Origin of the sequence: Cetobacterium sp., from assembly GCF_048470075.1 — a bacterium.
GTDB lineage: Bacteria > Fusobacteriota > Fusobacteriia > Fusobacteriales > Fusobacteriaceae > Cetobacterium_A.
Genome location: NZ_DBGBQB010000343.1, coordinates 1 through 2099 on the forward strand (window position 1 = coordinate 1; position 2099 = coordinate 2099).

Here is a 2099-nt window from a genome sequence, read left to right on the forward strand (position 1 = left end):
ATTTTATCCACTTCTAAATAAGAAAATTCTTCTAAAAGATTTTCAAGGTTTTTCTTGCTCGCTTCAAGATTTTGTATTTGTAATTCAATATCTTCGATTTTCTTTTTGTAAACATCAAAAAAACTATTTATTTCTCTAGAGTTACTTTGATCGAATTTATTTTTAATCTCTTCCAAAGAAAATCCATTGTCTTTAAGAGTGATTATATTTTGTAATTTCAAGATTTGATATTCACTATAATATCTATAGCCGTTACTAGGATCAACATAGTCAGGTTTTAAAATATTATTTTCGTCATAGTATCTTAACGTTTTATTAGAAAGTCCAGTTATTTTAGATATTTCACCTATTAGATACAAATCTTTTTTCATAACTTAACAACAACTCTCCCTTTATTTCCACCTTTTAAAATTAATTCGATTCTATCATTTAATTCTTCTAATGTGATCTCTGTGCAAAGTTTATCTAAATCGTGAAGTTTCCACTCTTCAGCTAGTTTATTCCATAAAATCTCTCTTTCAGAAGAACTTATTTGAACAGAATCAACACCATAAAGAGTCACTCCTCTTATTATGAATGGATAAACAGATGATTCAAAAGAAGCTCCAGCAACATTACCACAAGTTGTAACTACTCCATTATATTTTAAAGATTTTATAGCTGTTGAAAGAACGTTTCCACCAACGGTATCGATAGCTCCAGCATAAATTCCTTTTAACATTGGTCTTGAGGTATCGTTAACATCTTCTCTTCCAATAACTCTTTTAGCCCCAATACTTAATAAGAACTCTTTTTCTTCTGGTTTACCAGTAATCCCAACAGCCTCGTATCCTAATTTACTTAAAATTTTAACAGCAACTGATCCAACTCCACCAGTAGATCCAGTGACTAAAATCTCTCCATCTTCAGGTTTTAAATCTCCTTTAACAATTAATTTATAAACCGAGATTGCAGCAGTTAAACCAGCTGTTCCGTAAATCATACTTTCTTTTAAAGTCATACTTTTAGGAAGAGGAACAACCCATTCAGAAGGAACTTTTATATATTCTTGATAACCACCAGAAGTGTTCATCCCAAGGTCATATCCAGTGACAATAACCTCAGTCCCAGGAGTTAAATTTGGATTCTTGCTTTCTACAATTACACCAGCAGCATCAATTCCAGGCGTATGTGGATAAACTTTTGTAACACCTTTGTTTCCACTTGCCGATAAAGCATCCTTGTAGTTTAACGAACTATAACTAACTTTAATCAAAGTGTCATAATCAGGTAAATCATTAATATCTTTTTCTACAATATTTCTATTAAAAGTACCCTCAGTTTCTGTTACTAAAAAAGCTTTGAATTTCATAATTATAACCTCCATAATATTCATTAATAAAAAAAGTATAAACTATACCCTGGGGTTAAAGTCAATACTTTTAATTTTTTTATTTGAAATTATTCCAGTATTCACTGATCTCTTCTAAAGTTTTCCCCTTTGTTTCTGGTAAAAAAGATATAAATATCAAAGAGGATAAACTAAATATAAAAAATACAAAAAATGGCAGTGAATGACTTTGAAGATTTATTACCGGAAAAATTTGTGTCAAACTTATATCAAATATATAATTTATAACAGTGAATAAAGTTACTCCCAAAGATCTTATAGAGTTTGGAGTTATTTCTGAGATATATACTGTTAATGCAGTTCCAAAAGCTATTGTGTAAGTCATATTGTAAAAATAGATTGAAAAAACATCAAAGCTACCTTTTTCCTTAAAAAATAAAGCAAAAGCTAGATAGCCTAAAGATAAAGCCATAATTAATGTTCCATAAAATAAAAGTTTTTTTCTTCCAAATTTATCTATAAAAAATAGTACCACTATAGATCCTAATATTTCAAATCCTCCCATTATAATACTTTGAGAATATCCAGAGGTTTTAAAAAAAGATACCTCTTTAAATAGTTCAGGAGCATAGTAAATGATAGGATTTATGCCTGAAAATTGTCTAAATATGGCTGATAAAACAATTAAAAATAAAACAGTTTTAATTCCTTTATTAAAACTATATTTTTTCTTTTCTTTTGATTTTTCTCGAATCTCTTTAGAAATTTT

At 28.6% G+C, this 2099-nt stretch carries 3 protein-coding genes; all 3 read right to left on the minus strand.

Features of this window, described 5'->3' with window-relative positions:
• A partial coding sequence (locus ACMOUI_RS11955) for a MerR family transcriptional regulator (RefSeq protein WP_418965919.1) occupies positions 1-371 on the minus strand: 371 nt, incomplete at its 3' end.
• Positions 368-1351, minus strand: coding sequence for a YhdH/YhfP family quinone oxidoreductase (locus ACMOUI_RS11960; protein ID WP_418965920.1), 984 nt, complete (start codon positions 1349-1351; stop codon positions 368-370). The genes ACMOUI_RS11955 and ACMOUI_RS11960, both read right to left, overlap by 4 nt.
• A 79-nt stretch (positions 1352-1430) precedes the next feature.
• Positions 1431-2099, minus strand: a 669-nt coding sequence (locus tag ACMOUI_RS11965) for an MFS transporter (protein WP_418965921.1), incomplete at its 5' end; no start/stop codon positions are given.